Origin of the sequence: Candidatus Vicinibacter affinis, assembly GCA_016714365.1 — a bacterium.
Lineage (GTDB): Bacteria > Bacteroidota > Bacteroidia > Chitinophagales > Saprospiraceae > Vicinibacter > Vicinibacter affinis.
The window spans coordinates 438,743-458,172 of sequence record JADJNH010000005.1 but is presented as its reverse complement, the minus strand read 5'-3'; the positions used below and the strand labels follow the sequence as shown (position 1 = coordinate 458,172).

At 39.9% G+C, this 19,430-nt stretch carries 2 protein-coding genes; both read right to left on the bottom strand.

Annotation, left to right across the window (positions count from 1 at the left end; genetic code table 11):
- Positions 1 to 452: 452 nt before the first annotated feature.
- Entirely contained in the window at positions 453 to 10,484 is a 10,032-nt protein-coding gene (locus IPJ53_02135) for an HYR domain-containing protein (protein MBK7797888.1), read from the bottom strand.
- A 356-nt stretch (positions 10,485 to 10,840) separates the two neighbouring features.
- The gene (locus tag IPJ53_02130; protein ID MBK7797887.1) at positions 10,841 to 19,225 is read right to left on the bottom strand and encodes an HYR domain-containing protein; all 8,385 of its coding nucleotides are present in this window, start codon (positions 19,223 to 19,225) and stop codon (positions 10,841 to 10,843) included.
- Positions 19,226 to 19,430 lie beyond the last annotated feature (205 nt).

The following is a 19,430-nucleotide window of genomic DNA, read 5'->3' as shown; positions in this document are numbered from 1 at the left end:
ACACATTTAAATAGCATACTTTGCTACCACTCTTGAATAGTTAAATGTGGTAATCTTTAGTTATCTGATATTTTAAATTCCTTCATTGACAATATTTATTTCAAAAAAGGTCATACGGAAAACGAATTTTAGTATTGTCTTATATTTTAAGAATAGCAAAGTTTATTTCGGATTAATTATGCGTTTTTCGCTACTGCCTCATAGTTAAATTAACCGCTATGTCTGAAAAAATTCAAAAGCAAACGCTATACCGAACGTTCAGGTTTGTTGGCACTAAATCTCAATTTCAAGTTGCCGATCTCGAAATAAACATCGGGTATCTAACTAAGGTGGGAATAAATTATTCATTAACTTTTTTATTTAAAAAGTTAACTGAAAGCTCAACAATTAAAAGTAAATAAAAAAAGGCCTGCATTGCTGCAGGCCTTTTATTTAAAAATATTTCGTCAATATTACTCTACTGAAATCATCTTTCTGGTAGCCGTATGATCTGCGGCATCCAGTTGATAATACAATACTCCGGTGGCATTCAGGTCTCCTTTACTGATCTGCTGATGATTCAATCCTTTCTGACCTTTCATCTCATACACCCGAAGTACTTTCCCTGTTACATCGTATACTGTCAATTTCACAGCACCTGATTCCGGTAATCGATAGCTCACCACAGTCTCTTTGCTGAATGGGTTCGGTTCGTTTTGATACAATTCGAATACTCCGCTCTCTACGATACCCTTATCTGTCCTTACAAACATTACAGGCTCCAGTACATTGTCCTTCTCATCGTAGGCCTGAGCACTCGTCAGGTTGCTGTTAATTGTAAGTAGACTGCTCAGCTTTCCATTTCTGGTCGCTCTGAAGTTAACTACAAACAATTCTTCCTCCTTACCATAACTTATTCCCTTATCGGCATTCCAGCTGGTCGTCAACATTCCCTCAGATATCCTCTTTGTTCCAAAGTTGGCTTCTGTAGTCTTCAATACACCAGACTCTATTCCCTCATACATCAAACTATTCTCGTCAAACTTCAACGTAAACTGATATCCGGAAATATTTCTGAAGTCTGATGACTTGAAGCTCACCCGGTAACTTTCTCCTGCGATCACTTCCTGGTCTTTGATTTCAAAACTCAACTTGCCGCTTGTCCTGCTCTGACTGCTCTGGGCTCCGTTTGCTCTGGAATCTCCTGTTACATCTCCCATTTTTACTGAGATAAAGTCTATCACCTTACTCTTATCCAACATCAGATCAGCACTTCTTGGTGCATCCCATGGTGATTTTGGATCCGCGAATGCATAGTCTGCAGGTACAAACGTCCAGCTCTTCACATTCTTGAACTCACTGTTGATTCCCAATATCAATTTCCTCAATTCTGCCATATCCGATGCAGTGATCGTTTTACTTGCATTTACATCTGCTGCTAGCAATTTATATGGATCTGTAATCTCTGCCAGACCGAGAATGTGTTTCTGGATCTTTACGATATCCTGTGTCGTTACTCCATTTGCATGTTCATCGTTACGCTCTGGTTTAACACTGTATGTGGTATTCATGGCCAAATCTCCGAAGCTATATGGACTTCCCATCATCTGTCTCATCATAGATCCATTGTGGAACAAGCTCACCTCAACAGGTTTTGTCTCTACACCGGTCTCCGTCTTAATGTTACCGGAAATCTTTCCTTTTGCTGAACCTTTATCTGGACAAATGTCCTGATTATCCTGAACTACAATTATAGTTTTGCAATAATCTTTGTTGCCTTCTTCATCTTCAACCCAAAGCTCTACATCTATAATTAATTCATCATTTTGACCTGCATTTACAAAGTCATCACAACAAACAGTTATTGATGTTTTGGTAGGATCATTATCAAAATACAACTTCAGATTTTCCTGGCTTGTACAGTTGTCATAACTTCCCTTATCCAGATCTTTGGCCCAAATGTCCACACATCCGCTGCTCGGCATCGGCACGGTAATCACTCCGGTCAAACAATATGGTGTCGGTGCCTTACAATCCTTGATCTCAAACAAACTCTCACATACACCAACATTACCACATCCATCCTCCACAAACCATTTTATCTTATGGATTCCTATCGGATACGTACCACTCGCATTGAATGGATTATGACTGTCATCCGCAAATGGATTGTGACTATACTCCACTGTATCTCCTGCTGCATATTGTTTGCTCGTCAAGGTTCCTACACGGAAGTCATAGCCTCCATGTACGCCCTTGCCATCATTGAACGCATCGATCTTATATTCCCAGAACAACCAGTCTGCTGGCGTGCAATTATCTGTAGCACTTGCTGTCAAACTGATATGACCTACACATACGCCCAACTTGCTGTCGATCTTCGCAGGCTCACATGGTCCTACACTGCAACTTACCACCGGACGGTTTTGATCTCTCACTTTGATCACCTGTAAAGCCTCCCATCTTCCATGATCAGGATCGATGAATGGGTCATACTGACACCAGTCGATCACCACCCATCTCCTCAACACCTTGAAGCACGCATCCGGCTCTATGTTAAACTGCTCGTCAAAATATTCTATTGACAACAATGCGCAGTTGTCATCTGCATTATTGATCACCTGTGGACGTCCCAATTGTGGATTGTCCGGTGAGATATCTGCGCCACAACCATCCAAGGTTACCGGCGTCTGTGTACACACTCCGTTTGGCCACAACAAGTCCGTATATCTTGGATCGTTGCAAGCCACATCATCTATATAAAATGGATCGCAGTCTACTACCCAGATCGTCTGTATCGCCGTTACATTGATGTTGTTAGGTCCCGTCGTAGAGATGATCCTTTGGATCACACCCTGACCACATTCTCTCAGGTCATTGACCGTAATCGTAGGGGTCGATCCACATGGACTCAATACATATCCGTCAAAACCCCAGGTCAACTCATACTTCCTGTCCCAATGCGCCGTATCAAAATACTGATAATAGTATTCACACGCCTGGTTCGGTGCAGGTTTCGGTTGTGCATTCGTCTGTACATATCCAGGGTAACCTGTATAATCATTGCGCTCACAGAATTTGTAGCATACCAAATCCTTGGTCACCACTTTCCTTCTGTCTGTTAAGCTCGTTACTACTTTACCAAAGGTCGCATCATTCGGATTCGTCAACTTCGTTACATCAAACCAGAACCAACAGCTCACCACGATGTTCGGTGGTGCGATTACCGTAGGCACTGCTTTGTTTTGTACTTCTACTTCTACCATACAGTCGCTGAATCTTCCGTTCAACACACTGCTCGTACTTGTCATCCTGATCGGTGTCACCGGTCCTGCTCCCGGATCTACATCAAACACTCGCAACACGACCATCACCTTCGTACCTACATCCGCACAGCAGAAATCTGTATAATCATCAAAATAGATCTGGTTTCCTGCCAATATGCTGTTGTCATCTCCATTGCGTCCCTGACATGCTACCACATTGTTTGAATTACTTCCATTATTCGTTCCCAGTAATTCTGCCATTCTGATCACCTTGAAGTAAACATGTGGCTGACAATTGTCAAAACTTCCTTCATCCAGATCCTCTGCATGCAATCTCGCATAATTCGTCAATGGACTCTGATTTCCATTCAGGCTCACTACTGTAGCTGTTCTACATACTGCCTGCGGTGGTACTCGGTCTATCACATTCAATACTATTCGCTTCTTCGTAATGTTGCCACAGCAATCCGTCGCTACTATATAGCCATTGTATATTCCCTCAGGCATATCCAATACCACAAATCCTGCTGTCTCATCTCCCAACACTGTTCCATTGTCTACTTCTACCGTATAGTGTACCTCATTTGAACAATTGTCCAGTATCCATGGCGCAGGAACTTCCCAGCGTCCTGTACACGTCCAGCTCTCCATATTCACACGCGCACTGTCCGGATACAATACCTGCGGTCCTTCATCGTCTATCACCTTGATGATTTGGTTATGACCACCCAACTGGCTGGTACACCAATCCATCACTGTCCACTGTCTCAATACCTTGTAGCATCCTATCGGACCTGCATCACATCCCGGCGTAGCCAGGTCAAATACAATGTCCTTGTATGTTACCGTAAGGTTTGAACACTCCGCTCCTCCAGGTCTTCCTGTTCCTACCCACATGATGTGGCGGTCAGGGCCCCAGCACAATGGATTGTTCGGTGACCATTGTCTGTGTTGTGGATAATACACCGGATCAGGACTTGGATGTCCAAAGTGCGGATCATTCACATCATCTATACAATTCCAGCCCAACACTCTCGGTAACCTCCTGTTTGGATATTGGTCAGGTGCATTAGGATTGGCTAACCAGAACGCAGAGTCTAATATATAACCGTCCACGCACTCAGGGAAATCCGCCATGTGTGGGGTTACATTCTTATTCCTGTCTATCTTCTCATCACATTCCAACGCAGGCTGATCCAAATTGTCATAGTTCGCAGGCACTGTTACCTCAAACAAATCGCCAATTTTTACAGTAATCGTTTGAACACAAACTGATTTATTACCGGAGGCATCTGTAGCTGTCCAGGTTCTGGTAATTCTTCTTGCATATCCTTCCGGACATCCCCCCTGAACTTCACTGTCATGATAACCTATATTCGCTCCTCCACAATTCTCGTAAACACTTGGCTGACCTGCTACACTTGGTGCTGTACTTGATGCGCAAGACAAGCTTACATCTGGAGGGCAAGTCATCCTCGGTGCGATTTTATCTTCTACTCTTCCATGGCCCCAACAGCTGTTGCCAGTAACCGGATCTATGATCGTTATCTTTAACTCTCTTCCTATGTCATTTCCATTGATTTGTACCCCTCGTCTGTTAGGCTCACGGTCAATCAGTGGACCTCCTTTCCAATCTCTTACTTCTACTATGTAGTCATCATAGCAAGAGTATGGACCTCCTTCCAACACCATATCAGGGTAAATGGTAGCTCTGCAGCTATCGTCCAGACTGATCTGGATGTCATCATTACATGCCAATGCTCTGGTTGGATTTGCGTATTTATTCACACAAACCTCAAATTCACATGTGCCTACATTGCCCGATGCATCTGTCGCACGATAACACAGCTTTGTACATCCTATCGGAAAGAAACATCCTGGTCCATATGGCGCTCCACAAGTTTGTACCAATGGCACTCGATTCGAATTCGCCAGATTGTATCCTATCACACCCATCCAGTTGGCTCCTCCAAATCCAAATGAGCTGTTGATAAATGGCGCTGCAAACTGTCCTCCAGTATACGTCGCTCCGTTTATAGGTGTATTGATGTTTGCATCTCCCATTGGCCTTGCCGCACAGCCACTGAACAAAGATGCGTTTGTGCCGCCTGTGCCCGGTGCATGGATATAGATTCCTCTGGTCTCCCCAGGTGCCATCGTCAAACAGCCTAAGACCGTAGTCTCAGTTTGGATCGGCGCACAACGTTTAATAGTATCCGTTCTGGTGCCCGTCAACAATCTAAAGCTGTCGATCACCGTGGTGAATTGTGCTCCTGATGTCGGTGTCCGAGTAGCACACAATGTCCAAGCATTCGGCGTAGCCACTACCGGCGCGTGGCCACCAGGATTTGTTGTATAATAAATGTTGTGGGGTACGTTCGCAAATGCTCGTTCTCCCAACAACTGTAAATTTAATAAGCTTCCTGAAGTATTGACCAAGTCAAACATCACACCCCAGCTCGCAGCTCCTCCGGTAATAGACCAGTAAGAAGCAGGTGGTAAACATACAGTAGTCGTATTTCGGTTACCAAAGTATGCGCCTGCAGGACAATTGTCCATAGCCATGAATGGCGGTGCATCCCAACTGGCTTCACACTCCCCTGGGCCAAGGTTTATGGTGACAGGTGATTTCGTAGGACAACCCATAATTACCGGTGGCAAATTATCCACAACCGTAACTACAGCTAAGCAGGTGCCTACGTTTCCGCACTCATCTGTAGCCCTCAAATTAACATTGTTTGGACCTATGTTGGCACAAGTAAAGGTGGATGGAACAGCAGTTAATACGATCGCTGGAGTAGCTGTACAATTGTCAGAAACACTGGATAATAATTGCTGTGGAGTGACGGTCGCATTGCCGTTTGCATCCAGGAAGATGGTAACATTCCTGCACACTACAACCGGTGCTGTATTGTCGAATACGGTTATAATCTGAGAGCAAGTAGCCGAGTTGCCACATACATCTGTTGACCTATACGTTCTGGTAACAGTAAATCTGTTGGCACAAGTCTGACCACTGATCACATCTCCCACGTGGGTAACTACCAGACCGGCATTTCCACACAAGTCTGCGGTTATTACTGTATTTACGTCTACTGGCGGCACTGCACTGGCACACTGAACGGTAACAGGGGCAGGACAAATAACAGAAGGGGCAACATTATCAAAAACAGTAATAATCTGAGCACAAGTCGCTGAGTTACCACATGCGTCCGTAGCTCTATAAGTCCTTGTTAAAGTATATCTATCTCTGCAAGTTTGATTTGTGATTACATCCCCAACATGAGTAATAGTAGGTGTTCCTCCACAATTATCAGATGCACTTCCAGTGAAAGGAAGAGCCGGTGGAACAAACACCGCACAAGTAACAGTTGTATTTCCCGGACAAGTAATAGTTGGCGGGACCAAGTCACTTACGGTGATAATCTGAGTACAAGTGGCGGAGTTACCACACTCGTCCGTTGCTCTGTAAGTCCTTGTTATGGTTTTTCTGTTGACACAAATCACATTGCTTTCTACGTCACTTACAAAAGTAACAGTTGGTGTTCCACCACAATTATCGCTTGAACTTCCTCCTGCAAAGTTTGCTGGGGGAACTTGAGAAGCACAGGTAACGGTAACTGGCGGAGGACAAGTAATAGTTGGCGCAGTTACGTCATTTACTGTGATTATTTGAGTACAGGTGGCTGAATTTCCACAAACATCTGTTGCTCTGTATGTTCTTGTTAAGGTATATCTGTTGACACATGTTTGGTTTGAAATCACATCACTTACCCAAGTAACTGTAACAGTTCCACCACAATTGTCTGATGTTGGCGTTACTGTAGCCGGGTTAGGTGCCGGTACATCCCTGGAACAACTTACTGTTAGTGGGCCTGGACAAGTTAGAGTTGGAGGTGTATTGTCAAAAACGGTAATTATCTGAGCACAGGTGGCTGAATTTCCACAAACGTCTGTCGCTCTGTAAGTTCTTGTTATGGTATATCTGTTGGCACAAGTTTGGTTGGAAATTACATCATTTACCCAGGTAACAGTTACTGTTCCAGTGCAATTGTCAGAAACACCAGTTACTGTGTTAACATTCACCGGTGGTACATCTGCAGCACACTGCACGGTAGTATTCGCTGGGCAAGTTAACGTCGGTGGAGTGTTGTCGAAAACGGTAATTATCTGAGTGCATTGAGATGAATTTCCACACACATCAGTTGCTCTATAGACTCTTGTAACTGTAAATCTGTTTGCACAAGTCTGATTTGAAATAGTCTCAGAAATAAGGGTAACAGTTATCAAACCCGAACAATTGTCGCTGGCTGTTGCACCCGGCAAAGGAACATTCGAGGCGCATTGTACAGTTAAATTTATTGGACAATTTATAACAGGTGGTGTATTATCAAATACAGTAATTGTTTGAGTACACTGACTTGAATTACCGCATTCATCTGTTGCTCTGTATGTCCTGGTAAGTGTAAATCTATGAGTACAAGTCACATTGGATCTTACCTCAGAGATGAGAGTAACGGTAATCAAACCATTGCAATTGTCGCTGGCTGATGCACCTGGAAGAGGAATATCTGTATCACATTGTACTGTAACATTTGTTGGACAAGTTAACGTAGGTCCGGTTTGATCATTTACAATAATGATAGCAGCACAAGTTGCTGTATTTCCACAAGCATCCGTGGCTCTGTAAGTTCTGGTAATGGTATATCGGTTAGTACAAGTTTGGCCACTTATTACGTCGCCGACATGAACAACGGTTGGTGTTCCACCGCAGTTATCCGAAACCGTACCACCAAAAGGAAGTGGCGGAGGAACCTGATTTGCACAACTAACAGTAACTGTTGTTGGGCATGTAATTATAGGTGGGACAGCATCACTAAGGGTTATAATTTGTACACAGGTTGCTGTATTTCCACAGGCATCTGTGGCCAGATATGTTCTACTAATTTGACATGGTGCAGAACTGTAAACGTCTCCCACATGAGTTACCGTTGGAGTTCCTCCACAATTGTCAGATGCCGATCCGCCTGCAAAATTTGCTGGTGGTGCTCCCCCTGCACAAGCAGTAGTAACATTTGGCGGACAAGTGATGGTTGGTGGGGTTACGTCATTGACAGTTATTGTTTGGGTGCATGTTGCAGAATTTCCACAATCGTCTGTTGCTCTGTATGTTCTGGTAATTGTATAGCGGTTGGCACAAGTCTGATTACTTATAGCATCACCAAGATGAGTTATGGTTGGAATTCCATTACAATTATCAAATGCATTAACCAGGGCTCCGTTGTATATTGAAAAATTACGAATGCAACCGTTATGAGCTCTTCCATTAGAAAAGTCATTTGTAGTAAAATTTAGATTTCCACCAGTATTAAGTGGCCCTACAACTGAAGTTAAAACGGAAACACCATCTAATATTAGGGTTACACTACCAGCATCATAAGCTAATTTAGCAGAGTACCACTTGTTCAGTAAAACCGTTGTGGAGGAAAACACAAGATTACTATTGTTGTGCTTAAAACCTAATGCTCCTGAAGGTGAAACATAGATCCCAATCCAGCGAAAACTATTACCCCCCATGATTACTGGATTTCCTGGCGCGGCTCCATATCCATTTAATTGAAAATCAATATTCAGAATGAAATTATTGGTATTTAATGATCCGATATTTGGAAATGTAACATTCTGTCCATTTGGGTTACTAATATATATCCCGTTTTGGCATAATGGAGTTCCAAATGTTGGTGGAACAGGTGGTGTTGGGTTTCCAGACAAGACTGCAGGTCCAAAAGTTCCGGTGGCATCTGTTAGATTAGATATTAAAGGATAATTCGCAAGTAAAGTGGGCCCACTTACATTTGGAACTGGAACTAAAGAAGCACAGCTTACTGTAGTATTTGCAGGACAAACAATAACCGGAGGTGTTTGATCATTTACGGTAATTATCTGCGTACACTGAGCAGTATTGCCGCATACATCAGTGGCTCTGTAAGTTCTTGTTACAGTAAATCTATTCGTACAAGTTTGTCCGGAAGTTACATCACTAATATGGCTTATAGTAACAGTTCCCGGACAATTATCACTTACACCGGTTACAGAGTTTGTATTTACAGGAGGAATTTCAGGTGCGCAACTAACCGTAATTGGTCCTGGACATGTCAATGTTGGAGGTGTCTGATCATTAACAGTGATAATTTGAGTACACTGTGCGGTATTACCACATACATCAGTTGCTCTGTAAGTCCTTGTAAGTGTATATCTGTTGGCACAGGTCTGACCACTGATTACATCACTTATGTGAGAAACTGTAACTGTTCCAACACAATTGTCGCTAACCCCGGTTACAAGGGAAATATTGGGTGGAGGTACATCAGAAGAACAGCTTACGGTCAAAGGACCCGGACAGGTTAAAGTCGGAGGTGTTTGATCATTCACTGTGATAATTTGGGTACAAGTAGAAACATTACCACAGATATCGGTAGCTCTATAGGTTCTTGTCAGTGTATATCTGTTGGCACAAGTTTGTCCGCTGATTACATCGCTTACGAAAGCTCTTGTTATTGAACCACCGGTACAACCATCGGAAACGATGACAAGGTTTGTATCTGGTGGAGGTACTTGAGCAGCACAACTAACAGTGAGAGGTCCTGGACAAGTAATTGTCGGACCGTTGTTATCATTAACAGTAATTACCTGACTGCAGGTAGCAGAGTTACCACAACTATCGGTAGCTCTGACGGTTCTTGTTAATGTAAATCGGTTATAGCATGTTCTATTGGTGGTATCAGTCATAATAACCATGACCATAGCACCATTACAATTGTCACTCTCCTGAACTGAAAATAATGGAATATCTGTAAAACACTGAACCGTCGTATTTGGTGGGCAAATTACGATAGGAGGGGTTTGGTCATTAACCGTAATAATCCTCTGGCAGGTAGCTACATTGCCACACTGATCTGTTGCCCTGTAGGTCCTGGTTAAGGTATACCTGTCAGCACACGTCTGGTTGGAAATTACATCGCTTAAATGAGTAACCGTGACTGTGTTAGGAACACATGTGGTGGTTGCGGTCCCCGTAAATGGAAGAGTCGGAGGAATCTCCATAGTACAACTGACCGAAAGGTTAGGGGGGCATGTTAAGGTGATTTGGGAGAATAATGGTTTAAAGGAAAAAAATCCTAAAAAAACCACCATTACACATAACTGGACAGCCCTATGTCCTTGAAAATGGATTTTCATGAGAGAGAGTTTTGGTCTATTAAAATGCTTCGTAAATACCTAATCTGTTAAAAACGTATCTTTTTTATATTAAAAAAAATAAATATATAACTGCTTCATCATTACAAAGATAATGGGCTGATTGAATTGTGCAAAATTATTATTCCATTTTGCAACTTTTTTTTGAGATAGAAATTGAAAATACAATTAATAGGGTAATCCACTTATCAAACAAATCAATAATGTATAGGAATTATACACACATTTACTCTCAAACTTATTGAAAATCAATATTTTATGCAAAAATATAATAAGATTTGTGAATTCATAAAGGCTTATTGTATAAGCTTTAATAAGCCTTTATGAATCAATGTTAATTAGTTTAATATTACCATTTTTTTCGTCGCAGTATGAACAGGTGTATCCAATTGATAATATAAAACCCCAGATGTATTTAACTCGCCAATGCTCACTTTGTGTTGGTTGAGTCCTTTTTGTCCCTTGATCTCTTGAACACTAATGACCTTACCCGTTGCATCATAAATGGTTAATTTAACTACTGATGTCTCCGGCAATCTAAAGCCTATGCTGGTCTCTTTACTAAACGGATTTGGTTCGTTTTGTAATAATTCAAACACACCGCTTTCCACACTTTCTTTACCGGTATTAGCGGTCAATACAGCTTCAAGAATGTTATCCTTGTCGTCATACGCTTGTGCCAAGGTAGGGTTTCCGGTAATCACCATCAAATTGCTCAGTTTACCACTTTTTATAGCCTTAAATTTCAGAATAAACAACTCGTCATTCTTGCTTAAGGTAACTCCTTCATCAGCATTCCAACTGGTATTAAGGATACCATCTGATATTCTTGTCGATCCAAAATTTGATTCAGTGATTTGTAATGCTCCTGGCTCAACACCTTCATACCTTAAACTCAGCTGATCAAATTTTAAAGTAAACTGGTAACCAACAATATTTTTAAAATCTGATGATTTAAACCCTATTTTATAAATTTCACCGGATACTAAATCCAAATCATTAACTACAAAATTTAGTTTTCCAGATGATCTGGTAAAAATATTCTGAGCTCCATTGGCCTTAGAGTCCCCGGTAATGTCTCCCATTTTTATGGAAACAAAGTCAGCAATCTTATTGCGATCCAATAACAAATTAGAGCTTCTTGGCGCATCCCATGGTGACTTTGGATCTTGAAACTTATATTCCGATGGAACAAAAGTCCAACTCCTTACATGTTTAAAGTCACTATTGATTCCTAAAATCAATTTTCTAAGTTCTGCCATGTCCGAAGCTGTTATGCTTTTAGTGGCGTTTACATCAGCAGCCAACAACTTGTATGGATCTGTGATTTCTGCCAAGCCCAAAATATGTTTTTGAATTTTTACAATGTCGTTTGTTGTAACCCCATTCAAAGGATCGTCATTACGATCCGGGCTGACTTGATAGGATTGATTTAGTTTCAAATCGCCAAAACTGTAAGGACTTCCAGACATTTGACGCATCATTGAACCATTTTGATAAAGCATTACATCAACTGGTTTTGTTTCCACTCCGGATGAGGTTCTGATATTTCCAGTGATGGTACCTTTTATTGGACCTTTGTTGGGACAAATATTCTGATTGTCTTGAATAATGATTAGTGTTTTACAGAAATCCTTATTTCCCTCTTCATCTTCCACCCATACTTCTACTTCAATTACCAATTCATCGTTTGCTTCAGCTTCTATAAAATCATCACAACATACCCGAATACTTGTCTTTTTTGGATCACCATTAAAATACAATTTCAAATTTTCTTGTTTGGTACAGTTATCGTAACTACCCTTATCCAAATCCCTCGCCCAAATATCAATACATTGGGAAGTTGGCATTGGAACAGTAATGATTCCACTCAGGCATTGTGGTGTTGGTGCTTTGCAGTCTTTGATTTCAAATAACTTTTCACAAACACCAATATTTCCACAACCATCCTCCACATACCAAATAATTTTATGAATACCTAATGGATAAATACCGCTTGCATCAAATGGATTTCCATGATAATCCGCTGAAGGGTTAAAATTAAATTGAACAGTATCACCAAGTAGAAATTGTTTTCGGGTCAGAGCACCAACTCTGTAATCATGATTACCCAATACACCTCTGTTATCATTAAATAAATCAATTTTATACTCCCAGGACAACCAATCTTCCTTGGTGCACAAATCACTAGCTTCAGCTGTAAGTTGGATATGCCCTGAACATATTCCCGACTGGGATTTAATATCGGCTGGTTCGCAAGGACCCGCAAAGCATTTTACTTCAGGCTTTGTTTGATCCATTACTTCTATAACCTGAGTTTGTTCCCAACGACCTTTGCCAGGATTAAGATGAGGATCATACTGACACCAATCAATAACCACCCACTTTCTTAATACTTTATAGCAAGCATCTACTTCAGTTGTGAAAACATCATCTGAGTAATTAATTGCAATTAATGAACAATGGTCATTGGAATGATTCACCACCTGTGGTCTGCCCAACAATGGATTATCGGGGCTTAAATCTGCTTTGCAATCATTAATTCTCACAGAACTATTGTTGCAAACTCCGTTTGGCCAAATAATGTCAGAAAACAAAGTATCGTTGCAATGTTTCAGATCTACATAAAATGGGTCACAATTGACTCCCCAAATGGTTTGAGTTGCTGAGACTACAATATTGTTAGGACCGGTAATACTGAATATACGTAAAATCTTTCCTTGACCACAGTGCCTGAGATCTTGCACCGTCAGTCTTGGCGTTGCACCACAGCCTCCCCATATATAACCATCAAAACCCCATGTCAAGTCGTATTTATTATTCTTATGGGTAGGATTAAATAATTGTTGATAAAACTCACAGGCCTGATTGGATACTGGTTTTGGAAGCGGATTTCCTGATATGAACCCTTTGTAACCCGTAAGTGTATTTGGCTCACAATATTGAGCGCATACCACATCGTTTGTTTTAACTTCTCTTCTATCAATATAATTACTGACCACACGTCCAAAAAGTGAATCATTTATATTCGAAATGTTGTTCACATCGAACCAAAACGCACAACTTACGACTACATCAGGAGGAGGTATAATACTTGGAATTACTTTATCCTGTACATCAACTTCCACCATACAGTCGCTAAAATGTTTGTCCAGAAATCCACCCTGATTCATCAATCCTGGAATAACAGGTCCTGTTCCTGGATTTAAATCAAAAACTCTAAAAACAACCTGTATTCTCTTTCCGATATCCTCACAACAGAATTTGATTTCATCATCGAAATATATTTGATTTCCTAATACTCTATTATCATCATCTCCATTTAAACCACTGCAAGAAATTAGATTGGAACTCTGCGAACCATTCCGGGTTCCCAATAATTCAGACATTCTGATTACTTTAAAAAATACATGCGGATTACAGTTGTCAAAAGATCCATCATCAAAAGAAACTGCATAAGCCTTACCGATTGGATCAAATCCATGGCTTGACACAATACTCACCACTGTTCTGGTTTGACAAACAGCTTGTGGTGGAGTTTCATCCAAAATATTTAAGACAACTTGTTTTTTTGTGACATTGCCACAACAGTCAGTCGCCACAATGTATCCATTCTGAATTCCTGGTGGTAAATTCATTGCCAGATATCCAGTCACCTCATCACCGATAATGGTTCCAAATTCTACTTCTACAGAAAAATGAATTTCATTGCTGCAATTATCAGCAATCCAAGGTGTAGCTACCTGCCATTCTCCTAAACACACCCATGGGCTCATATTAACGGTGATGCTATCTGGATATATAATTTCAGGACCAATTTTATCAATAACTTTAATAATCTGATTTAATTCTTTTACCTGACCGGTACACCAATCAAGAATTGTCCATTGTCTGACAATTTTATAACAACCAGCAACACCGGCTTTACAGCCTGGAGTAGCCAAGTCAAAAAATATGTCCTGATAGGAAAGCGCAAGATTGTCACAACCGTCAACTGATGGCCGGCCAGTACCATGCCACATGACGTGTTGGTCAGGACCCCAACAAACAGGATTTTGAACATCCCACGCGTGATGAGTAGGATAAAATACATCATCAGGACTAGGGTGTCCAAAATTTGGATCCGATTGATTCTGAATCCAGTTCCATCCTAAAATTCGTGGAATTCTTCTATTTGGGTAAATATCAGGTTGACCAGCATTTGCATTCCAGTAAACTGAATCAAGCAAATACCCATCAACACATAGTGGTGCATTAACCATGTGATTTACTATCCTCTTTGATGTGTCTCTTTTTTCATTGCAAGACAAGGTTGGTTTGTCATGATCATCGTAATTATGTGGATCTTTAACTTGTGTCAAGTCCCCTAAACTTATGGTTAAGTTTTGAACACAAATTGATTTATTGCCAGATTCATCAATAGCAGTCCAAGTTCTGTGGATGATGCTTTGGTACCCATCCTGGCAAGACCCATGAATTATATCATCTTTAAAAGTAAGTGAAAAAGAGCCACATTTTTCAATGACTAACGGTGTTCCTGTATTCAATGGAATTGGCTCTACGCTGCATAAAATAACTGCATCTGGAGGGCAAATAATCTTAGGAGCCAACTTGTCTTCAACAAATGCCTTGCCCCAACAACTGTTTCCTGTTCTAGGGTCGATTATGGAAATTTTAAGTTCCTTACCAATATCCCTATAATCAATCTGTACTCCGGGTTTATTTGGATTACGGTCAATTAATGCTCCGCCATTCCAAGGTCTTACCTCAATTATATATTTGTCATAACAACCATATTGGCCACCTTCAAGTACCATGTCTGCGTTGATGGTCACTTCGCAAGAATCGTCAAGACTTATTTGAACGTTTCCATTGCATGCCAATTCTCTGCTTGCATTTGGAAACTCGTTTACAGTTACCTGAGCACAACAACTTGCAGTATTGCCTGCACGATCAATCACTATATAACATACCTGATGTACTCCTACCTTAATGGGTCTACCTATCATGTATGTATTTGAATCAATTGTATTTAAATATGGATTGGCATTACAAAAAGAATTGGTTACTAAGGGTACATAATTAAGAATTGCATCACATTCTCCGGGTGAAAGATTTATTGATTGGTTGCTACAAAATATTCTGGTAGGTGTAGTATCCAAAACTGTAATTTGAGAATTACAGACGGATTGATTTCCACATACGTCGGATACGGTTAATGTAACGCTTAAAATACCAATATCGTCGCAATTGAACATGGTATCGCTTGCCACAATTGATATTCCATTTTGGCTACAATTATCATAACTTCCCCCATCTAATTGAGAACTCAAAATTTCCACGTTACCGGAGTTGTCCAAATAAACAATCAATATGTTTTTGCAAATTGATACCGGTGCAACATTATCATTCACAGTAATAGTCTGGGTGCAAGTCTTCGTATTTCCACATACATCAGTTGCTTGATAAGTTCTTGTAACAATAAAATTGTTTACACAACTTTGATTGCTGATTTCATCACTTACATGTGAATTTACAATGCCTGAATTACCGCAATGATCTGCCGAAATAATTAATCCTGGGTCCACGGGTGGAACATCGGCCGCACAAAATACAGTCAAGGGGGCTGGGCAAATCACACTTGGTGCAGTTAAATCATTCACTAAAATAGTTTGTGAACAACTATCCACTATAATACCAGAAATTTGAATTCCATAGCGTCTCGTTAAAGTATACCTGTCACGACAAGTTTGATTTGATACAACATCTCTTAAGTGCACGACATTACCAGAGCAGTTATTGACAAAGCCTACCAAAGAAGGGTCCGGATTTAAAAGATCTACCGTACATGAGACATTTTGTATAGGTGGACAAACCGGATCCGGATTTTCTAAATTGATACTGTAAACTACCCAATCTCCTGGACACTCATCAGTATCTATCAAATTATTATTATTCGCATCATAAAAAACCTTAAACCTAAGAGTGAGTGAACCAGGAAGTAAAGGGTTTATTAAGCCAATGGTTCCAGTCGCACCACTAAATGAAGCCAGGGCAGCCGAGCAATTTGAACAAAATGGATATGAGACATTTATAGCTCCTAAAATTTCCTGGTAAGCCTTTAATGTTACACCTGAATTGTTAAGATCATTAAAGAAATTAAACGTCAGATTGTTTGTTGTACCATTGCAAAGAGTCAAACTAGCAATATCATCAATCCCGTCATTATTACTATTTACTATCACGCCGTTTAGAGACGTCTGCAATCGTGGGTTAATAACATTAACATTGTATTCCAACCAATCTCCAGCGCAATCACCCAAATCGAAAATATTGTTATCATTTGCATCAAAAAACAACCTGAAACTCATACTCAATGTTCCAGGTAATAGTTGGTTCACTAATGAAGCATTTCTACTGAACGCTGGTGAAAAGGAGGATAACGCAAATATGGAATTTACGGGGCCAAATAAAACATTATTTTTTACAAATGACTGTTCAACTTTTAGCAAGTTTGATGGAATGGTATTATTAACATCAATAAATTGAGTAAAAAATAAATTATTTGTTTGAGAATTACAGATAACTAACGTACCATTTTCATCCAAACCATCATTGTTCGCGGTGAGTTGTAATCCATTAATTGTTGTTTGTAATACTGGGGCCGGTGAAATAATATAATTAATAATTATTGGATCTCCATAACAATCAATTGAAGGGTCGAAATCGCCGTTCACATCAACATCATTATAAAATCTCATCACTTGTGTTGCCGTCCCTGTGTTAAGAGGATTTAATAAATTTAAGGAATTAGTTGATCCATTAAAATAAGCAGCATTTAATGAAGCTACTGTACCATCAAACTGTTCAATTTCAGTAGGTGGTGGACTTTGACTCAGTCCAGCAATATTTCCATTAGAAGAAACCTGTGCTATATGTACATGAGTTGCATTGGAAATAATTGAGTTCCATTGATAATTACCTCCATCACAAATATCAATAAATATTTCTTCTGCAGGATCTACTAAACCATTGTTAATAATATTTGCTATTTGAGCCGGTCCCCCATTTTCGGAAAATGTAAAACTTGCGATTGCATTTGTTTCTACCCCAAAAGGCGGCGGTCCATTTAACCATGGACAATACAATACATTAGAAGATACCATTACCCCATTACCCGCTCCAACAGAAGATGGCCCTGATGGATGATCCCAATAATTAGATTCAGCATTAATTACATTCTGGCTTAAGTTATTAACTCCAAGAATGTCCCCTGCAAACCAATTGTTGCCGGCAGCATTTACCATACCACCTGTTAGATCAATCAGGAGATCTGTCGCATTATCTTGATTATCATTAAAATTATTACCTACAACATTTCCATAACCAAGATTAATAAAACGTATTCCTGTTTCATTATTATAAATGTGATTATTGTTTATATCAGCATAGGAACCATCTACCTCTATACCGATTTGAAATCCATGAATAGAAGCATCGTTGTCCATTACAAAAACGCTGGCATTCGTTCCCGAAACATTTATACCAGTTCCTAAGTTTGAAGAACCAAAGATTTCACAATCATTTTTAATGACAGCTGATACTCCTGCATGAGAACTTAAAGGGCTATCTGTTATTCTCACCCCGACAGAAATATTATTGATACTTAAATTACTTATTTCACAATAAGCACCATTTGGCGCATCGGAACTGTATCCTTCAAAATTATTTACAAATACTCCTGTAGTCACACCCCTGACATCACCTCCACTTATAATAACCGGACTTAAAATATCAACATTCCAAACTTCAATTCCTTCTGTGGGTTTCCCCAATATTGCACTTCCGTCTATGTTATTATCAGTTACATTTGAATTTACAGATTGAGAAGCAATTAATAGTCCATCCCAAACTAATTCATCAATATGATTAATGCCGACTATTGTATTATTATTGATTGAAAAAGGTGAAGCAGTGCCATAAAATAAATTATGAAAAATTCCTCGCCTTCTTGCTGCAATAAAATTGTTAGAAATATTTTGGAAGTTTATTGAACCTGGATTTGTAAGATGAAAATTACCAGTTTGAACCCCTATGCGAACATTATCCATGCAATTATGGGTAACTTCAGCATATTGGTTATTATACAACAACACTCCACCTCCCCAATAGGCTACGCCAGAGTTAAGGTCATAGGTTCCTAAATTAATGAATTTATTATTTTCAATTAAGTGCCCGCTCGAAGGAATAGCAGCTGGAAAATCATACAACGTAACTCCAAAATATGACAAATTTTGAAAGATATTATTTGAGACTTTCAAATTATTTACTCCTGTCTCATAAACTGTCACCCCTTCTGCAGCATCTAGATCAGCACCATTGGTTCCAAGAAATCCACTCATCAAAGTAGTGTTGTCTCCATCAATTGTAAATCCTTGTATGGTAACATTAGAAGCAGCAACATGAAATATTTCAGCTGTGGAAACTGAGCTCAAGCCAGAAAAAATTATTGCCTCTGCAGCACGTATTCCACTGCATGGGTCGACGTTTGCGTTTGGTCCAAGGATTGAAACTGACTTGCTTACTACAATATTTTCTGCATAAACTCCTGCCAAAACAGTAATGGTGTGTCCATCTAGAGTTGTAACATCATCAATTGCAGATTGAATTGTGGTATAAATATTACCGGTATTGATATTTTTAATTTGTGCCTGTATTTTCATTTGTACAAGTACAATGAAAAACAAAGCATAAACCATCTTTTTACTTATTGGCAATAAGTAATTAAAGCAGGGGGTTGGTTGCAAATACGCCATATGATTAAAATTCGTTATTTTAATACAATAGGTATCTTACCAAAATCTCAGATATAAGATTATTACAACAAATTAATTTTTTGACTTAAGTCAAAAATTAATTTGGCAAATT

Bases quoted from the DNA above. Each gene is read 5' to 3' on its own strand.
- IPJ53_02135 (MBK7797888.1), bottom strand. From the start codon at position 10,484: ATGAAAATCCATTTTCAAGGACATAGGGCTGTCCAGTTATGTGTAATG.
- IPJ53_02130 (MBK7797887.1), bottom strand. From the start codon at position 19,225: ATGAAAATACAGGCACAAATTAAAAATATCAATACCGGTAATATTTAT.